Genomic DNA, 15,719 nt, shown 5'->3' with positions numbered 1-15,719 from the left:
CGGCTCAGCGGCGCAGCCGGGTCGCGGCGGCGTACAGGGTGAGGGAGACGGCGGCCCAGGCCAGGGTGGCGGCCGTGAGGGACAGCCACAGCGGCCAGACGGCCACCGTGGTCGTCACCACGACGGCGAAGCCGATCAGGCCGAGGGCGCCGAAGGCCGCCCCCCACAGCTCCTGCCCGGCCTGGCGTACGCCGTCCTCCTTGGCGATGAGGGTGACGCTCGCGAGGAGGATCGCCGGGAACGCGAGGAAGAGCCCGCCGGCACGCGGGCCGGCCAGCACCGACACCACGCCGGCCAGCGCCGACACCCCGGCGCCGAACGCGAACCGGACCATCCAGTCGCGCGGGGGCGGCCGCCTGAGCTCGCCGACGCGCAGCCGCACCCTCTCACCGCCGCCTCGAGATCGGCCGTCGTCTCGAGATCGGCCGTCACCATCAGCTCGGCCGTGGCCATCAGCTCGGCCGTGGCCATCAGCTCGGCCGTGGCCATGAGGCCGGCCGCCGTCACGATCGGCGCTCACGGTTCCGGCGCCAGCGCGTACCCCGCGGCCACCGTGGCACCCCAGACCGCGAGCGCGGCCAGCGCTCCTCGCCAGGCGCCCCACCTGCCCAGAAGGGGAGCGGCGACCAGGCAGTAGAGCACGAAACCGGCCGCGCCGATCCACATGCCGCGGGCCGAGGCGAGCACGTCCGGCACGCCGGTGAAGCCCGCGGTGACGATGAGGCTCGCCAGGGCCACGGAAGGAGCGGCGCTGAAGACCCCGGCGAGCCCCTTGGGTGTCAGCGTCTCGGCCAGCGCCGCGAAGGCCAGCACGAACACGCCGCCGGCCAGGGCCTTCAGGACGACCTCCAGGATCACGCCACTTCCGTCGTCCACGCCGCGTCCCCTCCCCGGAGCCGACACAGGTGTTCGGGGGGCGCCGCTCGCCGGTTGAACCGCGTTGATTTCCGGCACGTGCACGCCCGAAACCCCCGGCGTGGCGCGCGTACAGGGGGCGTCAATACTCGGTGCGAACCCGTATGAAAGCCGTCAAGAGCGGTCATATGCCCCCGATCTCGGACTTTGCTTGTGCTGAGAGTGCCGCAGCAATCACAACCGAGGAGTGGGCATGGCGGACGTCGTCTTCGTCGCCCTGACGATCGCGGTCTTCATGATCGTCGGGCTCGTCGTACGGGCGGTGGAGCGCCTGTGAGCGTGGTCAACGCCGTAGGCCTCGGAGTGGCCGCGGCCCTGCTGGTGTTCATGGTGGCGGCCCTGTTGTTCCCGGAGCGCTTCTGATGGGCGCGGCAGCGGCAGGGGCCGTGCTCGTGCTGTCGGCCGTCGCGGTGCTCGCCGTCGTCTACCTGCTGCTGGGCGACTACCTCTACCGGGTCTACACCGGCACCCGGCACAGCGCGGCCGAGCGGCTCGTCTACCGCCTGATCGGCGTGCGGCCGGACGCCGAGCAGCCCTGGGCGGTCTACGCACGCGCCCTGCTGGCCTTCTCCGCGGTCTCGGTGCTGGTCGTGTACGGCATGCAGCGCCTGCAGGACAGGCTGGTCCTCGGCCTCGGACGGCCCCCGGTCCCCGCCCACGTCGCCTGGAACACGGCCGTCAGCTTCGTGACGAACACCGACTGGCAGGCGTACCCGGGCGAGACGGTGATGGGTCACCTGGTGCAGATGGCCGCCCTGGCGGTGCAGAACTTCGTCTCGGCGGCGGCCGGCATGGCCGTGGCGGTCGCGCTCGTGCGGGGCTTCGCCCGCAGGCAGGCCGACACCATCGGCAACTTCTGGGTGGACCTCGTGCGCGGCACGTTGCGGGTCCTGCTCCCGATCGCGTTCGTCGCCGCGCTGGTGCTGGTCGCCGGTGGCGTGGTGCAGAACCTCGCGTCGCCGCACACAGTGACGACGCTGACCGGCGCCACCCAGGCGATCCCCGGGGGCCCGGTGGCGAGCCAGGAGGCGATCAAGGAGCTCGGCACCAACGGCGGTGGTTTCTACAACGCCAACTCCGCCCATCCCTTCGAGAACCCGGCCGGATGGACGAACTGGCTGCAGATCGTCCTGCTCCTGGCGATCCCGATCGCGCTGCCGCGCACCTTCGGCCGGATGGTCGGCCAGGTGCGGCAGGGCCACGCGATCCTCGCCGTCATGGCGGTGATCGCCCTGGTGAGCGTGCTGCTGACGAACGTCTTCGAGCTCTCCGGCGAGGCCACGGTCCCCCAGGCGGCCGGCGCGGCGATGGAGGGCAAGGAGGTCCGCTTCGGCGTGCCCGGCTCCGCGACGTTCGCCGCCGCCACCACGCTGACCTCGACCGGCGCCACCGACGCCGCCCACGACTCCTTCACGCCGCTCGGCGGCATGATGACGATGCTGAACATGATGCTCGGCGAGGTCGCGCCCGGCGGCGCCGGTTCCGGCCTGTACGGCATCCTGGTGCTGGCGGTGATCACCGTGTTCGTCGCCGGTCTGATGGTGGGCCGTACGCCGGAGTATCTGGGCAAGAAGATCGGCGCACGCGAGATCAAGCTGGCCTCGCTCTACTTCCTGGTCACCCCGGCCCTCGTGCTCGCCGGCACGGCCGCGGCGATGGGCAACCGGGCCGGTCTCGCGGCCATGCTGAACGGCGGGCCGCACGGGCTGTCGCAGATCCTCTACGCGTTCACCAGTGCGGCGGGCAACAACGGCTCGGCCTTCGCCGGGATCTCGGCGGGCACGCCCTGGTGGTGCGTCGCGCTCGGCCTGTGCATGGCCTTCGGCCGGTTCCTGCCGATCGTCTTCATCCTCGCCCTGGCCGGGTCGCTGGCCCGGCAGGCGCCGGTGCCGGTCTCCGCCGGGACGCTGCCCACCCACCGCGCGCAGTTCGTCGGGATGGTGGCCGGAGTCACGGTCGTCCTCGTCGCCCTCACGTTCCTGCCGGCCCTCGCGCTCGCGCCGCTCGCGGAAGGACTGTCCTGATGCCGAAGTCAGCGCGGCGCGTGAGCGGCGGGATCGGCGGCGGCCTGCTCGACCCCCGGCAGCTGGTGCGGTCGCTGCCCGGTGCCGTACGCAAGCTGAACCCGGCGACGCTGTGGCGCAACCCGGTCATGTTCGTCGTCGAGATCGGCGCGTTCCTCACCACGGGCCTGGCGATCGCGGACCCTTCGGCGTTCGCCTGGGCGATCACGGTCTGGCTGTGGCTGACCGTGCTGTTCGCCACCCTGGCGGAGGCGGTGGCCGAGGGCCGCGGCAAGGCCCAGGCCGCCACGCTGCGGGCGGCCAAGCGCGACACCGTGGCCCGGCGCCTGCCCGACCCGCGCGACCCCGCCCGATGGGAGGTCGTCGGCGCCCAGGAGCTGCGCCAGGGCGACCATGTGGTCGTCGAGGCCGGGGAGGTCATCCCGGGCGACGGCGACGTGATCGAGGGCATCGCCAGCGTGGACGAGTCGGCGATCACCGGGGAGTCCGCGCCGGTGATCCGCGAGTCCGGCGGCGACCGCTCCGCCGTCACCGGCGGCACGAAGGTCCTGTCGGACCGGATCATCGTACGGATCACGCAGAAGCCCGGCGAGAGCTTCGTCGACCGGATGATCGCCCTGGTCGAGGGGGCGGACCGGCAGAAGACCCCCAACGAGATCGCGCTGAACATCCTGCTGGCCGCGCTCACGATGATCTTCCTGGTCGCCGCGGTGACCATGCAGCCGCTTGCGATCTACTCCAAGGCCCAGAACCCGGGCGTACCGGACACGCCCGCGCTCGGCGCCGACGGGGTGAGCGGGGTGGTGCTCGTGTCGCTGCTGGTCTGCCTGATCCCGACCACGATCGGTGCGCTGCTGTCGGCCATCGGGATCGCGGGCATGGACCGTCTGGTGCAGCGCAACGTGTTGGCGATGAGCGGGCGGGCGGTGGAGGCCGCGGGTGACGTCACCACCCTGCTCCTCGACAAGACCGGCACGATCACCCTCGGCAACCGGCAGGCGTCGCAGTTCGTCCCGGCCGAGGGCGTCCCCGAGCTCGACCTGGCCGAGGCGGCGCAGCTGGCGAGCCTCGCCGACGAGACCCCCGAGGGGCGTTCGATCGTCGTCCACGCGAAGCACGCCTACGACCTGCGCGAACGCCAGCCGGGGGAGCTCGCCCACGCGGAGTGGATCGCCTTCACCGCCCAGACCCGCATGTCCGGGGTGAACGTGGACGGACGGCAGGTCCGCAAGGGCGCCGCGACCTCGGTGATGAAGTGGGTGCGGGACAACGGCGGCCATCCCACCGGGCAGGTCGGGCATCTGGTGGACGGGATCTCCGCCTCCGGCGGCACGCCGCTGGTGGTCGGCGAGGTCAGCGGCGGCACGGCCCGGGTGCTCGGCGTGATCCATCTCAAGGACGTGGTCAAGCAGGGCATGCGGGAGCGGTTCGACGAGATGCGCCGGATGGGCATCCGCACCGTGATGATCACCGGGGACAACCCGATGACCGCCGGGGCCATCGCGAGGGAGGCCGGGGTGGACGACTTCCTGGCCGAGGCGACCCCCGAGGACAAGCTCGCGCTCATCCGCAAGGAGCAGGAGGGCGGGCGGCTGGTCGCGATGACCGGAGACGGCACCAACGACGCCCCCGCGCTGGCGCAGGCCGACGTGGGGGTGGCGATGAACACCGGCACCTCGGCCGCCAAGGAGGCCGGGAACATGGTCGACCTCGACTCCAACCCGACCAAGCTCATCGAGATCGTCGAGATCGGCAAGCAACTGCTGATCACCAGGGGAGCGCTGACCACGTTCTCGATCGCCAACGACATCGCGAAGTATTTCGCGATCATCCCGGCCATGTTCGCGGCGGTCTACCCGGGCCTGGGCGCGCTGAACGTGATGCGGCTGCACAGCCCGCAGTCGGCCGTCCTGTCCGCGGTGATCTTCAACGCGCTGGTGATCGTGGCGCTGATCCCCCTGGCCCTGCGCGGGGTGCGTTACCGGCCCTCCAGCGCGTCCACGCTGCTCAGCCGCAACCTCTGCCTGTACGGCCTGGGCGGCGTCGTCGCGCCGTTCATCGGAATCAAGATCATCGACCTGCTGGTCCGGTTCCTTCCGGGGATGTCCTGATGGCTGGAGACGTGATGGAACGCCTGCCGAACACGCTCCGCCGGCACCTCGCGGCGGTCCGCGCCGTCGCCCTGCTCACGCTGATCCTGGGTGTCCTTTATCCCCTGCTGGTGACCGGGGTCGCCCAACTTCTCCTGCCCCACCGCGCCGGCGGTTCGATCGTCCGCGCGGACGGCAGGGACGTGGGCAGCGCCCTCGTCGGCCAGTCCTTCGCCGACCGGTACGGCCGCCCGGTGCGCGGATACTTCCAGAGCCGCCCCTCGGCGGGCGGCTACGACCCGGCGGCCTCGGGAGCGAGCAACCTCGGCCCGCAGGACGTCGTCGACCGGCTGCCCGACCCCCGCGGGACCGGCGAGGCCGCGCGGAAGGGCAGGATCTCCCTGCTCACCCAGGTGTGCGCGCGCTCCAAGGCGGTCGGCGGGCGGGAAGGCGTCAGCGGGGCCAGGCCGTACTGCACCGCGGACGGGACAGGCGCGGTGCTGAAGGTCTTTCCCGCCGCCGGCAGGCCCACAAGGGTCGTCAGCGTCAACCAGGCGTGCCCGGCGGTGCCGTTCGTCGCCACGTACCAGGGCGTGAAGGTCGAGTGCGGCAGGCCCGGCGAGGACTATTCGTCAGGGCGTACGGTGCCGGTGCGCGGAAACGCCCGGGTGGTCGTCCCGCCGGACGCGGTGACGGCGAGCGGCAGCGGCCTCGACCCGCACATCTCCGTCGCGTACGCCGAGCTGCAGGCCCCCCGGGTGGCGAGGGAACGCGGGCTGGACGTGCGCCGGGTGCGCACACTGATCGAGGAGCACACCACCGGACGTGCCCTCGGTTTCCTGGGGGAGCCCGGGGTGAACGTGCTGGAGCTCAATCTGGCCCTCGACAGGGAGAGGTGAGCGGCCATGCCACGCGGGCGGCTGCGGATCTACCTCGGCGCGGCACCCGGGGTCGGCAAGACGTACGCGATGCTCTGCGAGGGCCACCGCCGCAGGGAACGCGGCACGGACGTCGTGGTCGGCCTCGTGGAGACCCACGGCCGCGTACGCACCGCGCAGCTGCTGGAGGGACTGGAGATCGTCCCCCGCAGGAGCGTGACGTACCGGGGGGCGGCCTTCCCCGAGCTGGACGTGGACGCGGTCGTCGCCCGGCGCCCGCGGGTCGCCCTGGTCGACGAGCTGGCGCACACCAACGTGCCGGGCTCGCGCAACGCCAAGCGCTGGCAGGACGTCGACGAGCTCCTCGACGCCGGGATCGACGTGATCTCCACGGTGAACATCCAGCACCTGGAGTCGGTCAACGACGTCGTGCGGCACATCACCGGCGTCCCGCAGCGCGAGACCGTGCCCGACGAGGTCGTACGGCGGGCCGACCAGATCGAGCTGGTCGACATGTCCCCGGAGGCGCTGCGGCGGCGGCTCGCGCACGGCAACGTGTACACGCCGGAGAAGGTGGACGCCGCCCTCGCCAACTACTTCCGCGTCGGCAACCTCACCGCGCTGCGCGAGCTGGCCCTGCTGTGGCTCGCCGACGAGGTGGACGAGCAGCTCGACCGCTACCGCGCCGAGCACGGCATCGCCGACACGTGGGAGGCGCGCGAACGGGTCGTCGTCGCGCTCACCGGGGGACCCGAGGGCGACACCCTCGTGCGGCGGGCGGCCCGCGTCGCCGCCCGGACCAAGGGCGCGGACCTGCTCGCCGTCCACGTCACCCGCGCCGACGGGCTCGCCGGCGGCGACCCGGCGCTGCTGGCACGCCAGCGCGCCCTCGTGGAGAGCATGGGCGGCACCTACCACCAGGTGGTGGGCGACGACGTGCCGCGGGCGCTGCTGGAGTTCGCCCGCGGCGTCAACGCCACCCAGCTCGTGCTCGGCGCCTCCCGGCGCGGCCGGTTCGCCCAGATCCTCAGCAGGGGGGTGGGCGTCGAGACGACCGCGCGGTCCGGCTCGATCGACGTCCACATGATCACTCACGAGCACGTCAACAAGGGAAGGGAGCGCCCGCGATGGTCGCGGGCGGCCCTCACCCGGCGGCGCAGGCTGGCGGGATGGGCCGTCGCCGCCGGCGGCCTGCCGCTGCTCACCGCCGCGCTGCTCCCCTTCCGGGGCACGCTGGCCCTGCCGAGCGTGATCCTGCTGTTCCTGACCACCGTCGTGGGCGTGGCGCTGATCGGCGGGATGTGGCCGGCGATCACGGCGGCGGTCGCCGGCTCCCTGCTGCTGAACTTCTTCTTCACCCCACCGCTGCACACCCTGACGATCGCGAATCCCGAGAACCTCTTCGCCCTGGTCGTCTTCGTGTTCGTCGCGGCGGCGGTCAGCATGATCGTGGACGTGGCGGCCCGCCGTACGCGGGAGGCCGCCCGCGCGGGGGCGGACGCCGAGATCCTGTCCGCGCTGGCCGGGCACGTGCTGCGCGGCGAGGCCGCCGTGCCCTCCCTGCTCGCGCGTACGCGGGAGACGTTCGGCCTGGCCGTGGTCACGCTGCTGGAACGGCGCCCCGAGGTGGGGCAGGGACCGGACGACCGGTCCGACCCGGGCTCCTGGCGGATCGTGGCCACCGCGGGGGGAGAGCCGTGCGCCTGCCCCGGCGCCGCCGACGCCGACGTGGACATCGACGACAACCTCGTGCTCGCCGCGCGCGGCCGGCTGCTCGACGCCTCGGAACGCCGCGTGATCGAGGCGTTCGCCGCGCAGGTCGCCGTGGCTCTGCGGCAGGAACGGCTGCAGGAGGAGGCCGAGCAGGCCAGGCCGCTCGCGGAGGCCGACAGGATGCGCACCGCGCTGCTCGCGGCGGTGAGCCACGACCTGCGCACCCCGCTCGCCGCCGCCAAGGCCGCCGTGGAGAGCCTGCGCGCCACCGACGTCGAGTGGTCCGCGCAGGACCGTGCCGAACTGCTGGAGACCGCGGACGAGTCGCTGGCCAGACTCGACCGTCTGGTGGCGAACCTGCTCGACATGAGCCGCCTGCAGGCCGGGGTGCTCGGCGTGGCCGCCCAGCCGGTCGCCGTCGAGGAGGTCGTGCCCCGGGCGGTCGACGACCTCGGGCCGCTCGCCGCCGAGGTGAGGCTCGACATCCCGCCCGACCTGCCCGAGGTCGTCGCCGACCCGGCGCTGCTGGAGCGGGTGCTCGCCAACGTCGTCGCCAACGCCGTCCGCTACACCCCCGCCGGGGAGAGCGTGCTCGTCACCGCCAGCAGGTACGGCGAGCGGGCCGAGATCCGGATAATCGACCGTGGGCCCGGTGTGCCGCGCGACGCCTACGACCGGATCTTCCTGCCCTTCCAGCGGCTGGGGGACCGGGACAACCACACCGGGGTGGGGCTGGGCCTGGCCCTGGCGCGCGGACTGGCCGAGGCGATGGGAGGAAAGTTGACACCCGACGAGACTCCCGGGGGAGGGCTCACCATGGTCCTCACCCTGCCCGTGGCCGTACACGCCGGCGACGTGCCCGGGCTTCCGCTGGAGCTCGGCGGCGGAGCGCCGTGAGCCGCATCCTCGTGGTCGACGACGAGCCGCAGATCCTGCGCGCGCTGCGGATCAACCTGGCCGCGCGCGGATACGAGGTCGCCGTCGCGGCGGACGGCGGCTCGGCGCTGCGCGAGGCCGCCGACCGGCGTCCCGACCTGATCGTGCTGGACCTCGGGTTGCCCGACATGGACGGAGTCGAGGTGATCCACGGCGTACGCGGCTGGAGCAGCGTGCCGATCATCGTGCTGTCGGGACGCACCGGCAACCAGGACAAGATCGACGCGCTGGACGCCGGGGCGGACGACTACGTCACCAAGCCCTTCGGGGTGGACGAGCTGCTGGCCCGCGTGCGGGCGGTCACCCGGCGCACCGGCCCCCGGGAGAGCGAGCCGGCCCGCGTACGGATCGGGGACCACGAGGTCGACCTGGCCGGCAAGACCGTCTCCGGCGACGTGCGGCTGACCCCGACCGAGTGGCGCATCCTCGAACTCCTCGTCCGCAACCCCGGCAAGCTGATCGGCCAGCGGCAGCTGCTGAGCGAGGTGTGGGGCGTGCGGTACGTGAAGGAGACGCACTACCTGCGCCAGTACATGGCCCAGCTCAGGCGCAAGCTGGAGGGGGATCCCGCCCATCCCGTCCACCTGATCACCGAGCCCGGCATGGGCTACCGTTTCGTCCCCTGACGCCCCCGCCCGGGCTCAGTCGTCGGGGTTCGTCGTGCCGGCGAGGAACGTCATCTCCAGCAGGGCGGGGGACAGGTCCACCCCGGTGACGAGGCCCGCCAGGGCGAACGCGGCGGCGATCGGATCCCGCGGCATGGGGTCGTCGAAGCCGTCGCGGCCGAGCCCCACGTCGCGCATCTCGCCGAGCCACCGGTCGGGGTCGTCGCCGGACCGCAGGTGCGGCGCCAGGGGTTCGAACTGCGTGATCACCCGGCCGTCGATCGCGTGGGCGAAGTCGTCGGAGGCGTAGTCGTGCCTGCTGACCGCCACGACCTCGGTCCCCCGCGACACGCGCTCGAGCACGCCGGTCTCGGCGGCGACCCGCCAGCCGCCGGGCTCGACGAGGACGGTCCAGTCGCCCAGCCGCACGGCGCCGGCCCAGGCGGCGTCCATGCCGTCCGAGCTCTCCAGGCACTCCTCCGCGTTCTCGTCCAGCTCCTCGAACGTCATCTCGTCGATGGTGCTCTCGTCCACGCCCAGGCGGACGAGCACCTCCCGGGGCGCGAGCCCGCGGACGAAGGACACCCCGAAAATGGAGCCCAGCGGCCCGTCACCGGATAACCAGCCGAATTTCACGTCGATGTCCGACATGGCGACCTCTCTCATCTGCTGCCGGACATCATGGCAGCGATCACCGTTCGGCGCCCGGCCTCCCGGCCGTCGCCGGGGGCGGGAATGTCGGTCGCGTGCGGAAGAATCGCTCTCATCATGACCACCACCACCGCGCCGATCGAGGTGCCCACCCGTTCCCTGCCGGTCGAGCTGGTCGACGGTCCCGGGGGCAGGCTCTACCTGCTTCCCTTCGCGCCGCTCACCGCGGACGACTGCGAGGCCCTGTCCGTGCTCCTCGCCGCCCGGGCCGCCGCCGTACGGCGCGGTGAAGCCGTGGCGCCGGAGCAGACCCGGCCGGAGTTCGACGCGTGATCATCTGGCTGAACGGGACGTTCGGCGTGGGCAAGACCACCACGGCGGCGGAACTCGTGCGATCGATCCCACGGGCGCACTTCTTCGACCCCGAACAGGTCGGCGTCATGCTCACGCACGCCACGGGCCTGCCGGAGGTCGGGGACTTCCAGGACTGGACGCTGTGGCGGACGCTCGTCGTGGAGACCGTCACACGGCTGGCCGGCCAGGTCGGCGGCGTCCTCGTCCTGCCCCAGACCGTCCTGGTCGAGGACTACTGGCAGGAGATCCGCGCGGGCCTGGAGGCGTCCGGCGTCCCGCTGCGCCACTTCGTGCTCCACGCCGACCGGGCCACGCTCCTGCGGAGGATCGAGGGGGACACGCCCTCGAACTCGCGGTGGAGGCTCGACCATCTCACCGTCTACCAGGACGCCCTCCCCTGGCTCCGCCGCGAAGGCCGGCTCGTCGACACGACCGGCATCCCGCCTGCCGGCGTCGCGGCACACATCGCCGCCACCGTCGCGCCCGACCAGCCCTGAACCGCCGGAGGCCATTCCGCAGGGCGATGTGGCGAGCCTCACATCGGGTGCGTGTCACATACGGCCGGGCCGTTTCCATCTGCTGGTCGTCAACGGTGAGACGAGGAGGCGGAAACGATGAGCGCACGGCACGAAAACGGCGCGGCGACCACACACCGGGTGGTGATCCTGGGCGCGGGGTACGCGGGCCTGTCCGCGGCGATCCAGCTCGCGTCGCGGGTCAAGCGGAGCGGCAATGTGCGGGTGACCCTGGTGAACGCGCAGGAGCGGTTCACCGAGCGGCTGCGGCTGCACATGTCGGCGACCGGGCAGCGGCTCGCCGAGCTGAACATCCCCGAACTGCTTGCGGGCACGGACGCCCGCTTCGAGCGCGGGTGGGTGACGGCGGTGGACGCGGACGCGAAGACCGTGCGGATCGACGACGAGCGCGTCCTGCCCTACGACACCCTGGTGTACGCGCTGGGCGGCGTGGCCGACACCGCGGCGGTGCCGGGCGCCGAGGACCACGCGTACACCCTGGACAGCGCCCAGGACGCCGGGACGCTGGCCGACCGGCTGTCGCGGCTCGGCGGCGGCACGGTGGCGGTCGTCGGCAGCGGGCTGACCGGCGTCGAGTCGGCCGCGGAGATCGCCGAGCGGCACCCGGAGCTGCGCGTCGTGCTGCTGGGCCGCAGTGAGCCCGGCGCGGGCATGACCCCGAAGGCCGGCGCGTACGTGCGGTCCGCGCTCGAGCGCCTGGGCGTCGACGTACGGAGCGGGGTCGAGGTGGTGAAGGTGCTGCCCGGCACGGTCGAGCTGGCCGGCGGGCAGAGCGTGGCGGCGGACGCCGTCCTGTGGACGAGCGGCACGCGGGTGTCGCCGCTGCCGGCCGCCGCCGGGCTGACCGTCGACGCACACGGCCGCATCGTGACCGACGCCGCCCTGCGCTCGGTCTCCCACCCCGACGTGTACGCCGTGGGCGACGCGGCGGCGATCCGCCAGGGCTACGGCGTCATGCACGGCACCTGCCAGGGCGGCATGCCGACCGGTGTCCACGCCGCGGTGTCGATCGTCCGGACGCTCAAGGGCAAGCGGCCCAAGCCGTTCCGCTTCGGCTACTACCACACGCCGGTCAGCCTGGGCCGGCACGACGCGGTCGTGCAGTTCACCCACCCCGACGACAGCCCGCGGCGGCTGTACCTGACCGGCCGCGTGGCGGTCCGCTATAAGGAGACGGTGACCGCTTCACCCTGGCCCACGTGGGGCCGCATGAAGAAGATGCCGGCCTCGGGCGCGTTCTGGCCGCGCGGCGGCCGCTTCACCCGGGCCGGGGAGGCGCGGTGACCGAGACCGCCGACCTCGGCCAGCAGGTGTTCGTCCGGCATCGGAACCTGCTGTTCTCGGTGGCCTACCGCATCCTCGGCACCGCGGCCGACGCCGAGGACGCGGTCCAGGACGCCTGGATCAACTGGTCGGCGGCCGACCGCTCGCAGGTGGCCGACCCGAAGGCGTACCTGACGCGCATCGTGTCGAACGTGGCGCTGGAACGGCTGCGCTCCACCCAGCGCAAGCGTGAGGCCTACGTGGGGCCGTGGCTGCCGGAGCCCGTCCTCACGAGCGGCGACACCGCCGAGGCCGTCGCGGACGCCGAGTCGGTGTCGATGGCGATGCTCGTGGTGCTGGAGACGCTGAGCCCGCTCGAGCGCGCGGTGTTCGTGCTGAAGGAGGTCTTCGACTTCAGCCACGCCGAGATCGCGGAGGCGGTCGAGCGCTCCGAGGCCGCGGTGCGGCAGGCCGCCCACCGCGCTCGCGAGCACGTGCGGGCCCGGCGGCCTCGCTTCGCCGCCGACCGGTCGCGGCAGCGCGCGGTGACCGAGCGGTTCTTCGCCGCCGCGACCGGCGGTGACGTGAACGCCCTGATGGAGCTGTTGTCCCCGGACGTCACCCTGTGGACCGACGGCGGCGGCAAGGTCCGCCAGGCCCTGCGCCCGGTCGTGGGCGCGGCGACGGTGGCCGCCTGGTTCGCGGCCATCGGCACCGTCGCCTATCAGGGCATCGAGCCCGCCGACATGACCACCGAGCTCGCCGAGATCAACGGCGGGCCGGGTGTCGTCTTCCGCGGACAGGGTCGCGTGATCGCCACCGTCACCTTCGACTTCGACCCCGAGGGCCGGATCACCGCCATTCACAACGTCGCCAACCCGGACAAACTCCAGGCGATCGCCGATGGCACCGCCCGCAGTCTCGAAACCCGGTGAGCGCCGGTCCCCGGCGGGTGCGGCGGTGACCGCCGCCGCACCCGTGCGGCCGCAGGCGGGTCAGAGGCGGGCGCCCACGTCGGCGCCGTTGCGGGGCCGCAGGAAGTCCGAGGGCGGGATGGAACCGTCGGCTCGCCGTGGTCCGGTCAGCGTCGAGGGGTCGATGCTGACCAGGGCGGCGTCGTTCCAGGTGCCGCCGATGTCCCAGGAGTTGCCGCTGCCGGTGGCCGCGGAGCCGAGGACGGCGGCGGTGCCGTCGCCGACGGACAGGTTGCGCGTGAGGGTGGCCGCGGCGTCGGAGGCGTCGAAGCCCGTCTTGCCGTTGCGCCAGGTCGTGCTGTGGTCGATCGTGATGGCGCCGGGGTTGGCGTTGTCGACGAAGCCGCCCGCGGAGTTGCCGTAGGCGATGCTGTCGCGCACGACGTGCGCGGCGGGCGGGTCGACGTCGCCGCCCCCGCCCAGCTTGAAGCCGTTGCCGTCACCCGTGTAGCCGGGCAGGTTCCAGCGGTTGTAGCCATTGCCGTACGCGACGCTGTCCTCGATCGTGATCGGGGACAGGAATTCCCAGGCGTCGAAGCCGTCGTCGGAGTTGTTCCACAGGCGGGCGCCCCGCACGACGTTCCCGGTGCCGCTGCCCTCCTTGATGCCGAGGCCGTCGGCGCTCTCGCCGCTCTTGCGCGGGTCGCGGTTGCCGTAGCTGTCCAGGTCGAGGACGAGATTGCCGCTCGACGCGCCCTGGATCTGCACACCGGTCTCGTAGTTGTCGTGGGTGGAGAGCCGCTCGAAGACGTTGTCGTCGCAGCCGTCGCAGTACAGCGCGTACGGGCCGTTGACGATCTCCAGGCCGGCCAGGCGCCAGTGGGACGCCTCCATGTGGATCGCGCCGCGCTGGGCCCTGGGGATGCTGCCGCCGACCGGCGCGGGCGTGTTCGGAAGCGGCTCGCCGTCGATGACCACGCGCTCGTCGCCGTACGCCGTCATCGTGATCGGTCTGTCCGCGGTGCCGCTCTTGAGGATCTGGATGTTCGCGGTCAGCGGGTAGGTGCCGCCGCGGATCTCGATGACGGTGCCCGGCTGCGCGAGGTCGACGGCCTTCTGGATCGTGGCCAGCGGCCGGTCGAGCGTGCCCGGGTCGGTGTCGGCGCCGCTCGCCGCCACGACGAGGGTTCCGGTCGGCGGCGTGCCGCCGGGCGACGGCGAGACCGACGGGGACGGGGAAGGCGACGGGGACGGGGAGGGCGAGGGGGAGGGCGAGGCCACGTCCCCGGCTGAGACGTCGTCGAAGGACGCGGTGGCGCCGGACGTCTGCAGGCCGACGCGGCCCCTGCCCGACTGGCTCGCCCCCGAGCCGACCGCGACGCCGTTCACGTAGCCGCGCACGGTGCCGCCGGACTCCTCGATCCTGAGCGTGTACCAGCTTCCGGGAACCACGGCGAGGGGGACCGAGGCGAGCACGCTGACGGCGCCACTGCGGACGGCCTGCAGTTCGGCGCGGCCACCGCCGGTCAGGATCAGGCGGTCGAACGTGGTGGACGAGGTCGAGCGGGCGGCCAGGCCGGCGAACGCCGTGGCTCCGCTCAGCGTGATGGGCCGCACCCGGGCCTGTACGGCGTAGTCGGTCCAGCCGGTCGAGCCGGCGAAGACCCGGGCCAGGTCACTGGGCAACTTGCTCTGGCGTAACGCGGCGGATCCGTCGGACACCACCGACCAGGTGCCGCCCGACTTGGACCAGCCGCTCGCGTCGCCGTCCTCGAAATCGTCCCCGAACAAAGCGGCGGCCCGCGCTTGCGGGGCGGGGACGAGGGCCGTCAGCGTGGCCAGCGCCGTAGCGACCGCCGTGGCGACCACCGGAGCGGTGAGCCAGGGCACGCGTGTTCGCCGTCTTGCCGTTGTCGATCGCATCGTGTCTCTCCCATGCGGCGGAACTCGAGAGAGCCGGGCGCACGCCCGGCCCTCAGGCAGTCGCCATGCACGTCAGGCAGAAGAGTCCCTGACCATTGACCTTCCGGCGCGCATGGAAAAGCGTGGAACCCACGGCTGGGTCACGCACTGGGAACGCTGACACGGCTGCCGCGAGGATGTCAAGATCTCATGTGCGGCTCAATGCACGCAGCAGGTGGAGCAGGGGTCGGCGTCCGGCAGCGTCACCCACAGGCAGCACGTGCGGCGTCGGTATCCGTCGCCGTCGGGCACGAGCAGTCCGGCCACGGGCGGCCCGATCTCGTCGAGCAGCCGGGCCGCCTCGTCGTACGACCCGAGCGCGAGCAGCGGGTGGGCGACCGCCTCGGCGGTGGACCCCCACAGGGTGCGCTCGCCCACCTTGGTCGCGGCGCTGAGGGCTCTGACGAACGGATACTGGCTCTCCAGGAGCGCCTCCCTGATGGCCGCCGCGAGATCGGGGACGACGACGGTGCCGTCGGCCCCGGCCAGCGGGTCGCCGGGGAGCACGGCCACGGTCACCCGGGACGCCGCCACCGTCACACCCGCCGCGGACGGCCTGAGCAGCGTGTCCTCCAGGCGCATCAGCGGCACCCGGCGGCCGAGAGCCCAGCCCAGGGCCATCGGCATCGTGTGCCAGTATCCGTAGGTCTTCCACAGCAGCGCCGCCGCCACGTGACGCGGCGCGCTCCACTGGGCCGCCGTCGCGTCCACCAGCGCGAGCAGCCCCTCGTACGGCTCCCGCACGAGGGAGGCGGCGGGGATCCAGCCGGGGGAGTCGTCGGCGATCAGCCTGGGCAGGACCCCCAGCACGCCGTCCCGCTCCGCCGCGAGGCCTTCCAGATGGTCGGAAAGGGCGTCGAGCAGCACTCGCACTCCTT

General features: G+C 72.8%; 15 protein-coding genes. 10 read left to right on the top strand and 5 right to left on the bottom strand.

The features are described from left to right. Positions 1–4: 4 nt before the first annotated feature. Complete coding sequence (locus ACWEQG_RS36660) at positions 5–382, bottom strand: DUF3147 family protein (protein ID WP_452291956.1); 378 nt, start codon at positions 380–382, stop codon at positions 5–7. A gap of 134 nt (positions 383–516) precedes the next feature. Next, on the bottom strand, positions 517–876 hold the full coding sequence (locus ACWEQG_RS36655; protein ID WP_452291954.1) for a hypothetical protein: 360 nt from the start codon (positions 874–876) through the stop codon (positions 517–519). A 312-nt stretch (positions 877–1,188) separates the two neighbouring features. On the opposite strand from ACWEQG_RS36655, the gene ACWEQG_RS36650 reads away from it, so the two are divergent. From ACWEQG_RS36650 to ACWEQG_RS36625, 6 genes are read left to right on the top strand one after another with little or no spacing between them, the layout of a single operon-like run. Beyond that, the gene (locus tag ACWEQG_RS36650) at positions 1,189–1,278 is read left to right on the top strand and encodes a potassium-transporting ATPase subunit F (RefSeq protein ID WP_169983891.1); all 90 of its coding nucleotides are present in this window, start codon (positions 1,189–1,191) and stop codon (positions 1,276–1,278) included. Beyond that, entirely contained in the window at positions 1,278–2,939 is a 1,662-nt protein-coding gene (gene kdpA / locus ACWEQG_RS36645) for a potassium-transporting ATPase subunit KdpA (RefSeq protein WP_452291952.1), read from the top strand. Before ACWEQG_RS36650 ends, kdpA begins: the two co-directional genes overlap by 1 nt. Then, positions 2,939–5,050: a potassium-transporting ATPase subunit KdpB gene (gene kdpB, locus ACWEQG_RS36640; protein ID WP_452291950.1), complete on the top strand. Its 2,112-nt coding sequence runs from the start codon at positions 2,939–2,941 to the stop codon at positions 5,048–5,050. The genes kdpA and kdpB overlap by 1 nt, the downstream gene beginning before the upstream one ends. 14 nt (positions 5,051–5,064) lie before the next feature. Further along, complete coding sequence (locus tag ACWEQG_RS36635) at positions 5,065–5,928, top strand: potassium-transporting ATPase subunit C (RefSeq protein WP_452292052.1); 864 nt, start codon at positions 5,065–5,067, stop codon at positions 5,926–5,928. 6 nt (positions 5,929–5,934) lie between these two features. Further along, positions 5,935–8,517 (top strand): DUF4118 domain-containing protein, encoded by a 2,583-nt coding sequence (locus ACWEQG_RS36630; protein ID WP_452291948.1) that lies wholly within the window; start codon positions 5,935–5,937, stop codon positions 8,515–8,517. Further along, positions 8,514–9,182, top strand: a complete 669-nt coding sequence (locus ACWEQG_RS36625) for a response regulator (protein ID WP_452291946.1) — start codon at positions 8,514–8,516, stop codon at positions 9,180–9,182. Before ACWEQG_RS36630 ends, ACWEQG_RS36625 begins: the two co-directional genes overlap by 4 nt. A gap of 15 nt (positions 9,183–9,197) precedes the next feature. Here the strand turns inward: ACWEQG_RS36625 and ACWEQG_RS36620 are convergent, their stop codons facing one another. Continuing rightward, a complete protein-coding gene (locus tag ACWEQG_RS36620; RefSeq protein ID WP_452291944.1) occupies positions 9,198–9,812 on the bottom strand; it encodes a DUF6461 domain-containing protein in 615 nt (204 codons plus the stop codon). Positions 9,813–9,929: 117 nt separating this feature from the next. Between ACWEQG_RS36620 and ACWEQG_RS36615 the strand changes: the two genes are divergently transcribed. From ACWEQG_RS36615 to ACWEQG_RS36600, 4 genes are all read left to right on the top strand, one after another. After that, complete coding sequence (locus tag ACWEQG_RS36615) at positions 9,930–10,145, top strand: hypothetical protein (protein WP_363464358.1); 216 nt, start codon at positions 9,930–9,932, stop codon at positions 10,143–10,145. Continuing rightward, the gene (locus ACWEQG_RS36610) at positions 10,142–10,663 is read left to right on the top strand and encodes an AAA family ATPase (RefSeq protein WP_452291942.1); all 522 of its coding nucleotides are present in this window, start codon (positions 10,142–10,144) and stop codon (positions 10,661–10,663) included. The genes ACWEQG_RS36615 and ACWEQG_RS36610 overlap by 4 nt, the downstream gene beginning before the upstream one ends. A 117-nt stretch (positions 10,664–10,780) precedes the next feature. Continuing rightward, positions 10,781–11,986 (top strand): NAD(P)/FAD-dependent oxidoreductase, encoded by a 1,206-nt coding sequence (locus tag ACWEQG_RS36605; protein WP_452291940.1) that lies wholly within the window; start codon positions 10,781–10,783, stop codon positions 11,984–11,986. Beyond that, on the top strand, positions 11,983–12,900 hold the full coding sequence (locus ACWEQG_RS36600; protein ID WP_452291938.1) for an RNA polymerase sigma-70 factor: 918 nt from the start codon (positions 11,983–11,985) through the stop codon (positions 12,898–12,900). Before ACWEQG_RS36605 ends, ACWEQG_RS36600 begins: the two co-directional genes overlap by 4 nt. Positions 12,901–12,960: 60 nt before the next feature. On the opposite strand, the gene ACWEQG_RS36595 is transcribed toward ACWEQG_RS36600, so the two are convergent. Continuing rightward, a complete protein-coding gene (locus ACWEQG_RS36595; protein ID WP_452291936.1) occupies positions 12,961–14,769 on the bottom strand; it encodes a right-handed parallel beta-helix repeat-containing protein in 1,809 nt (602 codons plus the stop codon). 231 nt (positions 14,770–15,000) lie between these two features. Continuing rightward, positions 15,001–15,708, bottom strand: coding sequence for a hypothetical protein (locus tag ACWEQG_RS36590; protein ID WP_452291934.1), 708 nt, complete (start codon positions 15,706–15,708; stop codon positions 15,001–15,003). Positions 15,709–15,719 lie beyond the last annotated feature (11 nt).

Source organism: Microbispora sp. NPDC004025 (genome assembly GCF_053604425.1).
Note: the sequence above shows the minus strand (reverse complement) of the source record. Positions and strands in the feature narration are given on the sequence as shown.